The organism is Azonexus sp. IMCC34839, assembly GCF_047047955.1.
In the GTDB taxonomy this organism is placed as follows: Bacteria; Pseudomonadota; Gammaproteobacteria; order Burkholderiales; family Rhodocyclaceae; genus Azonexus.
Genome location: NZ_CP150631.1, coordinates 3,055,814 through 3,069,946 on the forward strand (window position 1 = coordinate 3,055,814; position 14,133 = coordinate 3,069,946).

Below are 14,133 nucleotides of genomic sequence, written 5' to 3' on the forward strand. Positions count from 1 at the left end.
TATGTACGAATTCGACTGGTCTTCCATTCCCGGCGCCTTGCCCTTCCTGTGGGACGGCATGAAGATTTCCTTCGAAATCACGCTAACCGCAGTGATTGTCGGCATCGTTTGGGGCACTTTGCTGGCCATGATGCGCTTGTCGTCGATCAAGGCGCTGTCGCTGTTTGCCGCCGGCTACGTCAATCTCTTCCGTGCCGTGCCGCTGGTCATGGTTCTGTTGTGGTTCTTCCTGATCATTCCGCGCTTCATCGAGCAGATATTCAATTTCCCGCCGGGGGCCGATCTGCGCCTCTCGTCGGCCATGATCGGTTTCGCTTTGTTCGAGTCTGCCTACTACTCGGAAATCATCCGAGCCGGTATCCAGAGCGTGCCCAAGGGGCAGATGGCGGCATGCTCGGCACTGGGCATGACCTACGGGCAAGCCATGCGACTGGTCATCCTGCCGCAGGCCTTCCGCAACATGATCCCGCTGCTGCTGACCCAGGCCATCATCCTGTTCCAGGATACTTCGCTGGTTTACGTCTCGGCATTGGCTGACTTCTTCGGCGCCGCCTACAAGGTTGGCGACCGCGATGGCCGTCTGGTCGAGCTGTTGCTCTTCGCGGGCGCCGTCTATTTCGTTATCTGTTTCGCTGCATCGACGCTGGTCAAGCATCTGCAGAAAAAATATCACCCGGCCTGATCGCCGTTCCCAGGAGATTCTCATGATCCAGATTTCCCACGTCAGCAAGCACTACGGCGATTTCCAGGTGCTCAAGGATTGTTCGACCACGGTCAGCAAGGGCGAAGTGGTCGTCGTGTGCGGCCCGTCGGGCTCCGGCAAGTCGACCCTGATCAAGTGCGTCAATGGCCTGGAGCCTTTTCAGTCTGGCGAGATCATTGTCGATGGCACCTCCGTCGGCGATCCGAAGACCAATCTTTCCAAGCTGCGCGCTCGTGTCGGCATGGTATTCCAGCATTTCGAGCTGTTCCCGCACATGAGCATTACCGAGAACCTGGCCATCGCGCAGATCAAGGTGCTGAAGCGTAACCGCGACGAGGCCATGGACAAGGGTCTGAAACTGCTCGATCGCGTCGGTCTGAAGGCGCATGCCCACAAGTTTCCCGGCCAGCTTTCCGGCGGCCAGCAGCAGCGCGTGGCCATCGCCCGCGCCTTGGCCATGGATCCGATCTGCATGTTGTTCGACGAGCCGACCTCGGCGCTCGATCCGGAAATGATCAATGAAGTGCTCGATGTCATGACCGAGCTCGCCCAGGAAGGAATGACCATGATGTGCGTCACGCACGAAATGGGATTTGCCAAGCGGGTGGCACATCGTGTCATCTTCATGGATCAAGGCAGCATCGTCGAGGACGACAGCAAGGAAGCCTTCTTCGCCAATCCGCGCTCCGAGCGTGCGCAGCAATTCCTGGCGAAGATTCTGCAGCATTAAATCGAGGGGCTTTTGCGCAGGTTGGGCAAAGGCTGATGCTTAGCGGCTAATTCTTAACGAAAGTACGAAAACGCATCGCCAACTGGATGCCAGAAGTTCAGCCAACGATTCCTGTCGCGCTTGCCCGCCCGCATCGTCCACTAGGGATAGCCCTTGCCCTGTTGCTGTTGTTGCTGGTGGCTGTCCTTGCCTTCAGGGTTTCGGAGCGCAGTGGATTGAACCAGATGCGCTGGGAATCCAGTCATCAGCTGGATATTCTGGCGGCGGCCATCGACAGCGAGGTCACGCGACATGCGTCGATCCCCAGCGCAGTTGAATTGAATCCGGAGGTGCTGGCCTTGTTGCGGGCACCGGAGGGCGGGCAGACAGGTTTGCGTCCGGCCGCCAACCGCTTTCTGCAAAAACTGAACGACAACCTGGGCGGGCCGGCGATTTTCGTGCTGGATACGCAAGGCAAGGTCATCGCATCGAGCGACTGGATCTTTTCCGACAACCTGCTGGGCTCGGACCTTTCCTATATGCCCTTTTTCCGCGATGCGGTGGCCGGTACGCCGGCACGGCATTATGCCGTCGACAAGGTCAGGCACGAGGCGGGTTATTTCTTTGCCAAGCCGATTCGCGACGAGAACGAGGAATGGCGCGTGATTGGTGTGGCGGTTGTCAAATCCAGCATACGCGAGAGCGAAAGGCGTTGGCTCAGCCAGGAAGCGCCGGCCTTGATCGTGGACAACAACGGGGTCGTCTTGTTGGCCTCGCCACCGGAGTGGCGTTACGCCACGCTGCAGGCGCAAAGCCACGAGACTTTGGAAAAAATCAGCCGCGATCAGTTCGCCGGGCTGCCCTTGGGCGAGGTGTCGCTCGATATCGATCTGGCTGGTGCAGACGACGGGGCGGTAGTCAGTCTGCCGCGGCACTTGCGGGGCGATGTCGGGCCGCAGACCGGGGCGCGGCCGTTTCTCGCCGTAGCGCGCAATCTGCCCGATACGGCCTGGCGCATTGTGGTTTTCTCCGATTTGCGCCCGGTCGCCATGCAGGCCGGCACGCATGCGGCGCTGGCGGCGGCGGCCATAGGCTGTCTGATGCTCGGGCTGTTGTATCTGAATCAACGTCGACGCTTGGCCAAGGGGCGTGAAGAGGCAAGAGCGATGCTGGAGCAGGCCAACCGCGAGTTGGAGCAGAAGGTCGAGGCGCGCACGGCCGATTTGAGCGATGCGGTGAGTCGCTTGCAGAGCGAGGTGGCCGAGCGCCAGCGCGCCGAGCAAACCTTGCGCGCCGCCCAGGATGAGTTGGTGCAGGCGGCCAAGCTGGCCGTTCTTGGGCAGATGGCGACCGGCATCACGCACGAAATGAGCCAGCCGTTGGGGGCGATCCAAACCTTGTCGGCCAACGCCGCCGAATTCATGCGTCGGGGCGATGCCGCGACGGCGGAGAAGAATCTCGCCATCGTTGGCCAGTTGGCCGAACAGATGGGCGGCATCATCGGCCCGCTGAAGACCTTCGCCCGCAAATCTCCCGCCGTGCCGAGCGCGGTGGATGTGGCGCGGGCGGTCGATGCGGCGCTCTTCCTGTTCGACCAGCGCCTGCGCAAGCACAACGTCGTTGTCGACAAGGACTTCGGTAGCGAGCCCTTGATCGCCTGGTGCGATGCCAACCGTTTGCAGCAGGTTCTGGTCAATCTGATCGGCAACGCCATCGATGCGATGGCAGATAGCGCGCAGCGCCGATTGCAATTCGTCGCCTCGCGCAGCAGCGGACAGCGCATCGCGCTTTTCGTTAGCGATACCGGCAGCGGGTTCGACGATGCCGCACTGGCCCGGCTGTTCGAGCCATTTTTCACCACCAAGCAGCCGGGTGAAGGTTTGGGCCTTGGCCTGACCATCTCGCGTGACATTCTGCGTGACTTCGGCGGCGATTTGCTGGCGGCCCCGGCGCCGGAGGGTGGCGCCCGCTTCACCATTCTTTTGCCGACCGCGCCTATGGCGCCACCTGTTGAGGAGGCAGCATGAATTCCGCATTGACCGTTCTGCTGGTCGAAGACGATCCGAATGTCCGACTGGGCTGCGAGCAGGCGATGCAGCTCGCCGGTATTTCGGTGATGGCGGTGGCGACGGCTGAGGAAGCGCAGCGCCAGTTGGCGGCGGGCTATTCCGGTATCGTCGTGACCGATATGCGCCTGCCGGGCATGGATGGTATGGCCTTATTGCGCTGGATCAACCAGCTCGATGCCGATCTGCCGGTCATCATGATCACCGGACATGGCGACATTACGCTGGCGGTCGAGGCGATGCGTGCCGGTGCCTATGATTTCATGCAGAAACCTTTTTCGACCGGCGATCTGGTCGAAGTCGTGCGCCGGGCGCTGGAAAAGCGTGCCCTGGTGCTCGAGGTCGAAGCCTTGCGCCGTCGCCTGGACAATCGCGACGATCTGGAGTCGCGCCTGATCGGACGTTCGCCGCAGATGGTCCGCGTGCGTCAGCTGATCCTTGACGTGGCCAATGCTGCGGTGGACGTGCTGATCATGGGAGAAACCGGCACCGGCAAGGAGATGGTCGCGCGCTGCCTGCACGACTATTCCGGGGCCAGCCGCGAACACTACGTGGCGCTCAATTGCGGCGGCATGGCGGAAACCCTGCTCGACAGCGAGTTGTTCGGTCACGAACCGGGTGCTTTCACCGGCGCCCAGAAGCGGCGTATCGGCAAGGTCGAATACGCCAGCGGCGGCACGCTTTTCCTCGATGAAGTGGAAACCATGCCCCTGACCATGCAGATCAAGCTGCTGCGCGTCCTGCAGGAACGGGTGGTCGAACGCCTTGGATCCAATCAGTTGATCCCGGTATCGTGCCGGGTCATCGCAGCGAGCAAGGCCGACCTCAAGCTTCTTTCCGATCAGGGCAAGTTCCGCGGCGATCTCTATTACCGCCTGAATGTGGTGCGCATCGATCTGCCGCCGCTGCGCGAACGACGCGAGGACATTCCGGCGCTGTACGACGCGTTCCTGCTACAGGCGGCCAAGCGTTACAACCGGCCGCTGCCGACGATCGGTTCCGATGAAATGCGCCGCCTGATGGCCTACGACTGGCCGGGCAACATTCGCGAATTGCACAACGCGGCCGATTGTCGGGTGCTGGGTGTCGGTCACTCCACCCCGGGTAACGCCATGGTGGCGGAAGCGCCGTCGCTGACCGAGGCGGTTGAAAACTACGAGCGCCTGCTCATTTCCGACGAGTTGTCCCGCCAGTCGGGGAACATCGCGCGCACGGCCGAGACCTTGAAGATCGCGCGTACGACCTTGCACGACAAGCTGAAGAAATACGGCTTACTGAGCGCCTGAGCGGGGGAGCCAGCCGAGCCGGCGGAAGGCCCATTCGGTCAGCCACAGGCTGAAGTAGGTGGCGAACCAGGCGAAGATGCAGTCGGACAAGAAGTGGCCGCCGGGTGACATGCGGACCAGGGCGAACAAGCCGCCGAAGGCGATGCTGCCGAGTAGCCAGCGGCGCCGGATGGCTGGCGCGCCGAGCCAGCCGAAAGCCATGATGAAGGATGCCGTAGCGACATGGCCGCTGACGAAGGAGCAGTTCTGCTGGCACTGGTCGGCCGGAATGAAGGCTGGCGTGAATTGCCTGGTGCTGCCGAAGTTCTCGGTATTGACCGGGCGGGTGCGTCCGGAGTGTTCCTTCAGCGTGCCATCGACCAGCAGCACCGGGCCGAGGAGGGCGCCGGCCAGTAGAAAGCCGAGCACGCTGCGGCGGGCGCGCAAGCCGCTGAAGCGTTTGACGAAACTGAGCAGGAGCAGGGCGAGTAGCACAAGCAGCAAGCCTTGACCGATGCGGGGCAGACTGCGATAGGGAATGTTCAGCCACGGGTCGTCGCGGCTGAACAACCACTGTCCTTCGCCGCGATAGAACAGGCCGCTCGCCCACAGGTCGATCTGCGGGAAGACGACGAAGGTCACGGCGAGCACGCCGAAGACGATCAGCGCGATGCGCAGTTCAGTAGCCCTTGAAGTCATGCAGCAGATAAACGTCCATGTCGCGCGACCGCTCGGCATCGAGCGGCGCTTTCAGCGTGACCAGTTTTTCGACCTTGGCGAAACGGCGGTTGAAATCCTCGCCCGGCGCATCCTGGGTGATCAGGAGCGCATCCTTGCCGACATAGGGGCGAAGGTCGGTGGTCAGCTTGTAGTGATCGCTTGCCTCGCCGCTCGGGTTCCAGCTGGCGGCTGCCGGATGCAACGCGCGCAGTTCGTACAGCATGTGGGCGAGCAGGGTGCGGTTGTCGGCAACCAGCACGGCGTCGGGATGGGCTTGCAGCAGCGGCGTCAGTTGGCGGCCGAGATCGTCCCAGCCGCGGGCCCGCAGGTAGGGATCCATTTTTGCCGTTTTTTGCCCGTGCACCGCAGCAGTCAGTTGCGGCCAGTGGTAAGCCAGGCCGACCAGCGCCACGTTGAGCGCAATGCCCCAGGCGAGCAGGCGTTGGCGCTGGCGGGCGAGTAGCCAGGCGACGACGGCGATGGCTGCCGGGGCGAAGGCAGGTGCGGCCCAGTTGGCATTAGCGGTGCTCTTGAAGGCTTGCGCCGAAACAACGGCCCACAGCGGCAGGGCGAACCAGAGCAGCAGGCGGGTGCGTGGGTCGTGCCAGCTTTCGCGCACGCGCAGCAGGACGATGACGAAAACGCTGCCGAGGATGGGGCCGAAGGCCGCCCACTGGGCACCCCAGAATTCGCCTAGCGCTTTCAGACCGCCGCCCGCCTTGCGGTTGAGCGTGATGTCAGCGGTGTGCTTCAAGGTGGGGAAGTCGTGGGTGACATTCCACCAGATGTTGGGGCTGAGAATGGCCAAGGCGAGCAAAGCGGCGGTCCAGGGCTTGGCCGAAGCCAACCGGTCGCGCCGGAAGAGCAGTAGGTGCAGGAAGGCGGCGCCGAGGAAGGCGGCCATGGTGTATTTGGACAGCAGGCCGAGGCCGCCGATCAGGCCCAGCAGCAGCCAGTCGCCCCAGCGGTCTTCATCGACGGCACGCAGATAGGCCCACAGTGCCGAGGTCCAGCACAGCGTAAGCAGTGCGTCGGTGGATACGAACAGGCCGAGCCAGGCGAACATCGGCACGGTGAGCACAGCCAGCGCCGACCAGAAGGCGACGCGCTCGTCGTAGAGGCGGGCGGCGATGCCCCAGCAGGCGATGGCAGCGAGCGGGTAGCACAGCATGCCGAGCGCCTTGACGCCGAGCAGGCCGTCGCCGAAGAGTTGGGTCGACAGCCAGATCAGGGCGGCGATGCCGGGCGGCTTGGAGAAATAGCCCCAGTCGAGATGCTGCGCCCAGGTCCAGTATTGCGCTTCGTCGACATAGAGCGTGATGCCGAGTTGCGGCAAGGCCCAGAAGCGCCAGGCGACCAGGATGGCCGCCAGCGCAATCAGCAATTTCCGGCTTTGAGCGATGTGCACCGCAGCAGGGGTCAGGTCGGCTTGTGCCAGCCTTCGTCGGCGGCCAGTGCGGGCTCGGGGCGGGCGGTGTAGGAGCGGATGGTGCCCGTTTCGTAGTAAATGCGGGCGAGCAGCTCCGACAGCACGCCGGTGGTGATGAAGTGCACGCCGGCAATCAGGCCGCCGATGGCGACGATGAGCAACGGACGGCCGCCGATCGGCTCGTCGAGTCCGAACTTGACCCAGGCCAGCCAGCCGAGCACGAGTCCGGAAAGCGCCGTCAGGCCGAGGCCGATGCCGCCGAAGAAGTGGCCGGGGCGGGCGCGGAAGCGCATGAAGAAGTACACCGCGATCAAGTCGAGGATGACGCGGAAAGTGCGCGAAATGCCGTACTTGGAAACACCGGCGGTACGTGGATGGTGCGTCGTCGGTTCCTCGGCGATGCGGCGCGGCGTGGTCACGGTGGCCATCCAGGCCGGGATGAACCGGTGCATTTCGCCATACAGGCGCACGCGCTTGATGACGTCGCCGCGGTAGGCCTTCAGGCTGCAACCGTAGTCGCGCAGCTTGACGCCGGTCAGGCGGGCGATCAGGCGGTTGGCGATCTTGGACGGAATCTTGCGCAGCAGGAGGCCGTCCTGGCGGTTCTTGCGCCAGCCCGCGACGAGGTCGAGGTCCTCGTTGAGCAGGCGGCCGACCATGCGCGGAATGTCGATCGGGTCGTTCTGCAAATCGCCGTCCATGGTCACGATCACGTCGCCACGGGCAGCGTCGATGCCGGCCTGCATGGCAGCGGTCTGCTTGAAATTGCGGGTCAGCTCGACGATGCGCACGTGCGGGCCGTATTCCTTGGCCGATTGCAGGCCGCGATCCACGGTGGCGTCGCTGCTGCCATCGTCGACCAGCACCAGTTCCCACGGATGCTGGTAGCCGGTCAGGGCTTCATGGACGCGCTTGACCAGCGGCGCGACGTTGTCTTCCTCGTTATAGACGGGGACAACGATGGAAAGCGTGTGCGGGGGCAGGGAATGGGCGGCGTTCATGGTTCGATCCGGCGGTAAAGGCGGGATTTTACATTAAAGCCCCTCGCCCGGCTGTGGCCGTGGCCTTTAATGTAAAATCACCGGCTTACGCAACAACAAGGAATCGCCAGCATGTTGCTGATGATCGACAACTACGACAGCTTCACCTACAACCTTGTCCAGTATTTCGGAGAGCTGGGGCAGGAGGTCAAGGTCTTCCGCAACGATGCGATCACGCTTGCCGAAATCGCCCAGATGAAGCCGGACTACCTAGTGATTTCGCCGGGGCCGTGCGCGCCGGCGCAGGCCGGCATTTCGCTGGCGGCGATCAAGGAGTTTTCCGGCAAGATTCCGCTGCTCGGCGTTTGCCTCGGCCATCAGTCGATCGGCGAAGCCTTCGGCGGCAAGATCGTGCATGCCCAGCAATTGATGCATGGCAAGGTCTCGCCGGTGCACCACAAGGATGTCGGTGTGTTCAAGGGCTTGCCCAATCCCTTGACCTGCACCCGCTACCACTCGCTGGCCATCGAGCGCGCCAGCTGTCCGGATTGCCTGGAGATCACCGCCTGGACCGAAGACGGCGAGATCATGGGTGTGCGCCACAAGACGCTGGCGGTCGAAGGCGTGCAGTTCCATCCCGAATCCATCCTGACCGAGCGCGGTCACGACCTGTTGAAGAATTTTCTCGTGGAGCACAAGAAATGACCCCGCAAGCTGCGCTCCAGCGCGTCATCGAGCATCGCGAAATCTTCCATGATGAGATGATCTCGCTGATGCGCCAGATCATGTCGGGCGAGGTGTCGCCGGTCATGATCGCCGCCATCATCACCGGCCTGCGCGTCAAGAAGGAAACCATCGGCGAAATCGCCGCTGCCGCCACTGTCATGCGCGAGCTGGCGACGCCGGTCAAGGTGCCTTACGACAAGCATTTTGTCGATATCGTCGGTACCGGCGGCGATGCTGCCCATAGCTTCAATATTTCGTCGACGGCGGCTTTTGTGGTTGCCGCGGCCGGTGGCAAGGTGGCCAAGCATGGCGGGCGCAGTGTTTCCTCCAGTTCCGGTGCCGCCGATGTACTGGAGGCGCTTGGGGCCAACATCATGCTGTCGCCCGAGCAGGTTGCCGCCTGCATCGAGGAGACCGGTTTCGGTTTCATGTTCGCCCCGAATCATCACAGTGCAATGAAGCACGTCGCCCCGGTGCGCCGCGAGATGGGGGTCCGTACCATTTTCAATATCCTCGGCCCATTGACCAATCCGGCTGGGGCGCCGAATACCCTGATGGGCGTTTTTCACCCCGACCTGGTCGGTATCCTGGTGCGCGTTATGCAGCGCCTGGGAGCGGAGCGCGTTCTCGTGGTTCATGGCAAGGATTGCCTCGACGAAATATCCCTGGGGGCAGCCACCATGGTTGGCGAGCTAAAGGACGGTGAAATCCGCGAATACGAGATTCACCCCGAGGATTTCGGCTTGCAGATGCAGTCGCTACGCAACCTGCGTGTTTCCAGTGCGGAAGAGTCGAAAGCCACCCTTCTCGGTGTGCTCGACAATCAGCCCGGTCCGGCACGCGAGATCGTCTGTCTGAATGCGGGGGCTGCGTTGTACGTTGCCAATGCAGTCGACAGCATCGGCGACGGCATCGTCAAGGCACGCGAAGCCATCGCCAGCGGTGCGGCGCGCGCCAAGCTCGATCAGTTCGTTCAGAGCACGCAACGACTGGGGGCGAAATAAATGAGCGACATTCTTAACAAGATTATCGCCACCAAGCGCGATGAGATTGTCGCTGCGTCGGCGGTGAAGCCGCTGGCTGTCGTTGAGGCCGAAGCGGCAGCGCAGCCCGCGACGCGCGATTTCGTCGGTGCGATCCGCAACAAGATCGCCGCCGGTCGGGCCGCGGTCATTGCCGAGATCAAGAAGGCCAGTCCGTCGAAAGGTGTCATCCGTCCCGACTTTAGGCCTGCCGAAATTGCACTCAGCTACGAACAGCATGGCGCAGCCTGTTTGTCCGTGCTCACCGACCGTCAATATTTCCAGGGCTGTCCCGAGTATCTGCTGGAAGCCCGCGCCGCCTGCGCCCTGCCGGTGCTGCGCAAGGATTTCATGGTCGATGCCTATCAGGTGGCTGAGGCCCGTGCGATGGGTGCCGATTGCATCCTGCTGATCGCTGCCGCGCTTTCCCTGTCCGAAATGCAAACCCTGGAAGCGCGGGCGATGGCCTACGGCATGGCGGTGCTGGTCGAGGTGCATAACGGCGAGGAGCTGGATGCTGCCTTGCAACTCAAGACGCCATTGCTCGGCATCAACAACCGTAATTTGCGCACCTTCGAAGTCACGCTGGATACGACGCTGGGTTTGCTGCAGCGTATCCCGGCGGATCGGATTGTTGTGACTGAAAGCGGCATCTTGATGCCAGCCGATGTGGCGACGATGCGCGAGCATCAGGTGAATGCCTTCCTGGTGGGTGAAGCGTTCATGCGCGCTGAAAATCCCGGAGCCGAGCTGGCTCGTCTATTTTCATAAGCGGTGTTGCGTCGGCACAACAATTCGAGCGTTAGTGTGCCAAAACCCGCAAAACCCCGTTGCTAGGACGCTTTGCCCTTTGCGACAATCGAATTCAACTTCTCAATCCGAGAGGTAAAGCTTAGTTGTCCTGCGAGGGGCAACTAAAAACTAACCACTAAGGAGATTCTCTGATGCAAAAGAAGATCATCGCTCTGGCTATCGCTGGCCTGGCCTCTTCCGCCGCTTTCGCTCAAACCAACGTCACCATCTACGGTATCGCCGACGTTGGCTATGCTTACCAGCAATCTGCTGGCAAGAACGTTCAGAACAGCATTGACAGCGGCCTGCTGTCCGGTTCCCGTATCGGCTTCAAGGGTGTCGAAGATCTGGGTAATGGCCTGAAGGCTTTGTTCACCCTGGAATACGCTATCGCCATGGATAACAACACTGGCGTTGGCGTTGCTGATGCTCCGTGGTCCGGTACGGCTGCTCGTCAGCAAATGGTCGGTCTGAGCTCCGCGACTCTGGGTACCGTTGTTGCTGGCCGTCTGCAGCACGCTGGTTATGACTTCGGTTGCGCCTACTCCGGCGGCCTGGCTGGTGGTGCCTTCAACGTCAGCGAGCGCGTTGGCGTCGGCGCCCTGCTGTCTTGTGGTTCGAACGGCCGTGCAAACAACGCTGTTGCCTACATCTCGCCGTCGTTCGGTGGTGTGACCGTTGCGCTGAACCACGCTCGCGTTAGCGAAAACGCCAATGGCGTGGGTATCACCAATAATACCACCAACCAGGCAGTTGACTCCTCCGCTTCCCTGCTGCACGTTTCCTATGCTAACGGACCGCTGCAAGTTGGTGGTGTGTTCGCTCGCTTGAACGCCAGCAACACCGTTGCTAGCGATGATGTCCGCGAGATCGGTTTGGGCGCCACCTATGATTTCGGCGTGGTCAAGCTTAATGCCATGTATGTTAACCAGAAGGTTAATGGCCTTGGCACCGAAAACAACCAGAAGATCGTCGCTGGCGTAACCGTTCCGGTTATGGCCAAGGGTAGCGTTGTTGCAGGTGTCGCGCGTGGCTTCTACGGCTCCACTGGCCATACCAATAATGTTGGCTCGGATAACCTGACCGCCTATAACCTGGGTTACATCCATTCGCTGTCCAAGCGTACCAAGCTGTATGCTGGTTACACTTACGTGAATGGCCAGGATCAGTCCATTACCAACACCTGGGGTGGTGCTGCTGGTGCTGCTAACGCAACCTCCCTTGCTACCAACTCTACTTCCCAAGTTGGCGGTAACTCGCAGATCATTGGTTTTGGTATCAACCACGCTTTCTAATCTAGCCTAGCTAGTTTTAGATCTGCAGAACAGCCACCTGAGGGTGGCTGTTTGCTTTTGTTAATCACATAAGTTGTCTACTTGGTAGGCTGCAAAAAGCCCGCTTTTCGCGGGCTTTTTTGTTCTTTTTGCGGTGTCGCCTGATCAGTTTGTCAGGATAAGATTGTCACGGTGGATTAACTCGGGTTCGTCGATGTAGCCGAGGATTTCCTCAATCTCGGCGGTGGCCTTGCGAGCGATCAGGCGGGTTTCGCCGATGCCGTAGTTGGTCAGGCCGCGTCCAATTTCGGTGCCTTCGGGGCTGATGCAGGCGACGGCGGCGCCGCGTTCAAAATCGCCTTCGGCTGAAAGTACGCCGATCGGCAGCAGACTTCTGCCGGCTTTGAGCGCTGCGACTGCACCAGCGTCGAGGTGCAGTTTCCCTGCTAGCTGCAGATGGTCAGCCAGCCACTGCTTGCGGGCGGCCAGCGGTTGGGTGTGAGATACGAGCAGCGTGCCAACCGGCTCACCAGCAGCAAGGCGAACGATGGGGGCTTGCTCGCGGCCGTTGGCGATGGCCGTGTGCGCACCGCTGCGGGCGGCGCGTTTGGCGGCGATGACCTTGGTGATCATGCCGCCGGTGCCGACGCGGCTGCCGGCGCCGCCGGCCATGGCTTCGAGCGATTCGTCGCCCGCGGTGGCTTCCTGGATCAGCGTGGCGTTAGGGTCCTTGCGAGGGTCAGCCGTATAGAGACCTTGTTGGTCGGTCAGGATGATCAGTGCATCGGCTTCGATCAGGTTGGCCACCAGGGCGCCGAGGGTGTCGTTGTCGCCGAACTTGATCTCGTCGGTGACGACGGTATCGTTTTCGTTGATGATCGGCACGACGCCAAGGTTGAGCAGGGTGGTCAGTGTCGAGCGGGCATTGAGGTAGCGCTTGCGGTCGGCCAGGTCGTCGTGGGTCAGCAGAATCTGGGCGGTAACCAATCCATGCTGGCTAAAGGCGTGTTCATAGGCTTCGACCAAGCCGGCTTGCCCAATGGCGGCGACGGCCTGCTTTTCGTGTACGGTCGCTGGGCGGCGATCCCAGCCCAGGCGTTGCACGCCGCAGGCTACAGCGCCGGATGAGACGAGGACGACTTCCTTGCCTTCGCTGCGCAATTGGCTGATCTGTTTGGCCCAGTCGGAGATTGCGGCGAGATCAAGGCCGGTGCCGTTATTGGTGACGAGGGCCGAGCCGACCTTGACGACAAAACGCTTGGCGTTGGCAAGACGGGTGCGACTCATTCGTCCTCCGTAGCTTCCGGTTCTTCGCCTTCGCTGCCTTCCTCTGCTTCATCGTCCAGTTCGATGTCGGGCGGCGTCATCTTTTCCAGGGCTTCTTGCAGCGCGAAGATCAGCGGGCGGGTGCCGTCGCCGGTGATGGCGGTAATCGGGAAAACCGGGCCGTCGTAGCCGGAGGCCTCCTTGTAGGCCTTAAGGAACTCGGCAATCTTTTCCTCGCGCTCTTCCTCCGGGATTAGGTCGAGCTTGTTCAGTACGAGCCAGCGCGGCTTGTCGGCCAGTGCGGGGTCGTGTTTGGCCAATTCATCGACGATAGCCTTGGCGTCATGCACCGGATCGGCGTCCGGGTCGATAGGGGCGACGTCGACAAGGTGCAGCAGAATGCGGGTGCGCTGCAAATGCTTCAGGAAACGAATGCCGAGGCCGGCGCCGTCGGCAGCGCCTTCGATCAGGCCAGGTACGTCGGCGACGACGAAGCTCTTTTCAGCATCGACGCGGACCACGCCAAGGTTCGGATGCAGCGTCGTGAAGGGGTAGTCGGCCACCTTCGGGCGGGCAGCGGAAATGGCGCGGATCAGCGTGCTCTTGCCGGCATTGGGCATGCCAAGGAGGCCGACGTCGGCCAGTACCCGCAGTTCGAGTTTGACTTCGAACTCTTCACCGGGGTCGCCCTTGGTGCATTGGCGCGGCGCGCGATTGGTCGAGGACTTGAAGTGGGTGTTGCCCAGGCCGCCCTTGCCACCTTTGGCGAGCAGAACTTTCTTGTCGTGCTTGTCGAGGTCGGCGAGGACCTGTTCGGTATTGAGGTCGGTGATGACGGTGCCGACCGGCATGCGCAGGACGATGTCGTCGCCGCTCTTGCCGTAGCAATCGGCGCTACCGCCGTTCTCTCCGCGTTGGCCGAGGAACTTGCGGGTGTAGCGATAATCGACCAGGGTGTTGATGTTGCGGTCAGCGACCACGTAGACACTGCCGCCGCGACCACCGTCGCCACCGTTGGGGCCGCCCATCGGGATGTATTTTTCGCGGCGGAAGGTGGCGATGCCGTTGCCGCCATCACCGGCCTTAATGTAGATCTTGGCTTCGTCGATGAATTTCATGCTGTTTCTCTCTGCCCGCCGCGGGGCTTAAGGATTTCATTGCGCTGAGCACTTTCTGTGGCA

General features: G+C 61.6%; 13 protein-coding genes. 8 read left to right on the plus strand and 5 right to left on the minus strand.

Going from position 1 to position 14,133, the window contains the following annotated elements:
* The first annotated feature begins 1 nt into the window (after position 1).
* From gltK to WIF35_RS14940, 4 genes are all read left to right on the plus strand, one after another.
* Entirely contained in the window at positions 2–682 is a 681-nt protein-coding gene (gene gltK / locus WIF35_RS14925) for a glutamate/aspartate ABC transporter permease GltK (protein ID WP_412479016.1), read from the plus strand.
* A 22-nt stretch (positions 683–704) separates the two neighbouring features.
* Positions 705–1,433 carry an amino acid ABC transporter ATP-binding protein gene (locus WIF35_RS14930; RefSeq protein ID WP_412479017.1) on the plus strand — a complete coding sequence of 243 codons (729 nt, stop codon included), beginning with the start codon at positions 705–707 and terminating at the stop codon, positions 1,431–1,433.
* A 224-nt stretch (positions 1,434–1,657) separates the two neighbouring features.
* The gene (locus WIF35_RS14935) at positions 1,658–3,439 is read left to right on the plus strand and encodes a sensor histidine kinase (protein WP_412479018.1); all 1,782 of its coding nucleotides are present in this window, start codon (positions 1,658–1,660) and stop codon (positions 3,437–3,439) included.
* Complete coding sequence (locus WIF35_RS14940) at positions 3,436–4,764, plus strand: sigma-54-dependent transcriptional regulator (RefSeq protein WP_412479019.1); 1,329 nt, start codon at positions 3,436–3,438, stop codon at positions 4,762–4,764. The genes WIF35_RS14935 and WIF35_RS14940 overlap by 4 nt, the downstream gene beginning before the upstream one ends.
* Here the strand turns inward: WIF35_RS14940 and WIF35_RS14945 are convergent.
* The 3 genes from WIF35_RS14945 to WIF35_RS14955 are packed head-to-tail and all read right to left on the minus strand — an operon-like array spanning position 4,750 to position 7,893.
* Complete coding sequence (locus WIF35_RS14945) at positions 4,750–5,442, minus strand: phosphatase PAP2 family protein (RefSeq protein WP_412479020.1); 693 nt, start codon at positions 5,440–5,442, stop codon at positions 4,750–4,752. The genes WIF35_RS14940 and WIF35_RS14945 overlap by 15 nt on opposite strands.
* On the minus strand, positions 5,423–6,871 hold the full coding sequence (locus tag WIF35_RS14950; RefSeq protein WP_412479021.1) for a glycosyltransferase family 39 protein: 1,449 nt from the start codon (positions 6,869–6,871) through the stop codon (positions 5,423–5,425). Before WIF35_RS14950 ends, WIF35_RS14945 begins: the two co-directional genes overlap by 20 nt.
* Positions 6,872–6,882: 11 nt before the next feature.
* Complete coding sequence (locus WIF35_RS14955) at positions 6,883–7,893, minus strand: glycosyltransferase family 2 protein (RefSeq protein WP_412479022.1); 1,011 nt, start codon at positions 7,891–7,893, stop codon at positions 6,883–6,885.
* A gap of 111 nt (positions 7,894–8,004) precedes the next feature.
* Between WIF35_RS14955 and WIF35_RS14960 the strand changes: the two genes are divergently transcribed.
* The 4 genes from WIF35_RS14960 (at position 8,005) to WIF35_RS14975 (ending at position 11,707) form a co-directional block, all read left to right on the plus strand.
* Positions 8,005–8,577, plus strand: a complete 573-nt coding sequence (locus tag WIF35_RS14960) for an aminodeoxychorismate/anthranilate synthase component II (RefSeq protein WP_412479023.1) — start codon at positions 8,005–8,007, stop codon at positions 8,575–8,577.
* Positions 8,574–9,602, plus strand: coding sequence for an anthranilate phosphoribosyltransferase (gene trpD, locus WIF35_RS14965; RefSeq protein WP_412479024.1), 1,029 nt, complete (start codon positions 8,574–8,576; stop codon positions 9,600–9,602). Before WIF35_RS14960 ends, trpD begins: the two co-directional genes overlap by 4 nt.
* A complete protein-coding gene (trpC, locus tag WIF35_RS14970) occupies positions 9,603–10,391 on the plus strand; it encodes an indole-3-glycerol phosphate synthase TrpC (protein WP_412479025.1) in 789 nt (262 codons plus the stop codon).
* 173 nt (positions 10,392–10,564) lie between these two features.
* Entirely contained in the window at positions 10,565–11,707 is a 1,143-nt protein-coding gene (locus WIF35_RS14975) for a porin (protein ID WP_412479026.1), read from the plus strand.
* Positions 11,708–11,851: 144 nt separating this feature from the next.
* On the opposite strand, the gene proB is transcribed toward WIF35_RS14975, so the two are convergent.
* The gene (gene proB, locus WIF35_RS14980) at positions 11,852–12,973 is read right to left on the minus strand and encodes a glutamate 5-kinase (RefSeq protein ID WP_412479027.1); all 1,122 of its coding nucleotides are present in this window, start codon (positions 12,971–12,973) and stop codon (positions 11,852–11,854) included.
* A complete protein-coding gene (gene cgtA, locus WIF35_RS14985) occupies positions 12,970–14,070 on the minus strand; it encodes an Obg family GTPase CgtA (RefSeq protein ID WP_412479028.1) in 1,101 nt (366 codons plus the stop codon). Before cgtA ends, proB begins: the two co-directional genes overlap by 4 nt.
* Between the last annotated feature and the right edge of the window lie 63 nt (positions 14,071–14,133).

Coding starts and splice junctions, on each gene's coding strand:
- WIF35_RS14940 (WP_412479019.1), top strand. CDS start 3,436: ATGAATTCCGCATTGACCGTTCTGCTGGTCGAAGACGATCCGAATGTC.
- trpC (WP_412479025.1), top strand. CDS start 9,603: ATGAGCGACATTCTTAACAAGATTATCGCCACCAAGCGCGATGAGATT.
- WIF35_RS14945 (WP_412479020.1), bottom strand. CDS start 5,442: ATGACTTCAAGGGCTACTGAACTGCGCATCGCGCTGATCGTCTTCGGC.
- WIF35_RS14930 (WP_412479017.1), top strand. CDS start 705: ATGATCCAGATTTCCCACGTCAGCAAGCACTACGGCGATTTCCAGGTG.
- gltK (WP_412479016.1), top strand. CDS start 2: ATGTACGAATTCGACTGGTCTTCCATTCCCGGCGCCTTGCCCTTCCTG.
- WIF35_RS14935 (WP_412479018.1), top strand. CDS start 1,658: ATGCGCTGGGAATCCAGTCATCAGCTGGATATTCTGGCGGCGGCCATC.
- WIF35_RS14960 (WP_412479023.1), top strand. CDS start 8,005: ATGTTGCTGATGATCGACAACTACGACAGCTTCACCTACAACCTTGTC.
- proB (WP_412479027.1), bottom strand. CDS start 12,973: ATGAGTCGCACCCGTCTTGCCAACGCCAAGCGTTTTGTCGTCAAGGTC.
- WIF35_RS14955 (WP_412479022.1), bottom strand. CDS start 7,893: ATGAACGCCGCCCATTCCCTGCCCCCGCACACGCTTTCCATCGTTGTC.
- WIF35_RS14975 (WP_412479026.1), top strand. CDS start 10,565: ATGCAAAAGAAGATCATCGCTCTGGCTATCGCTGGCCTGGCCTCTTCC.
- trpD (WP_412479024.1), top strand. CDS start 8,574: ATGACCCCGCAAGCTGCGCTCCAGCGCGTCATCGAGCATCGCGAAATC.
- cgtA (WP_412479028.1), bottom strand. CDS start 14,070: ATGAAATTCATCGACGAAGCCAAGATCTACATTAAGGCCGGTGATGGC.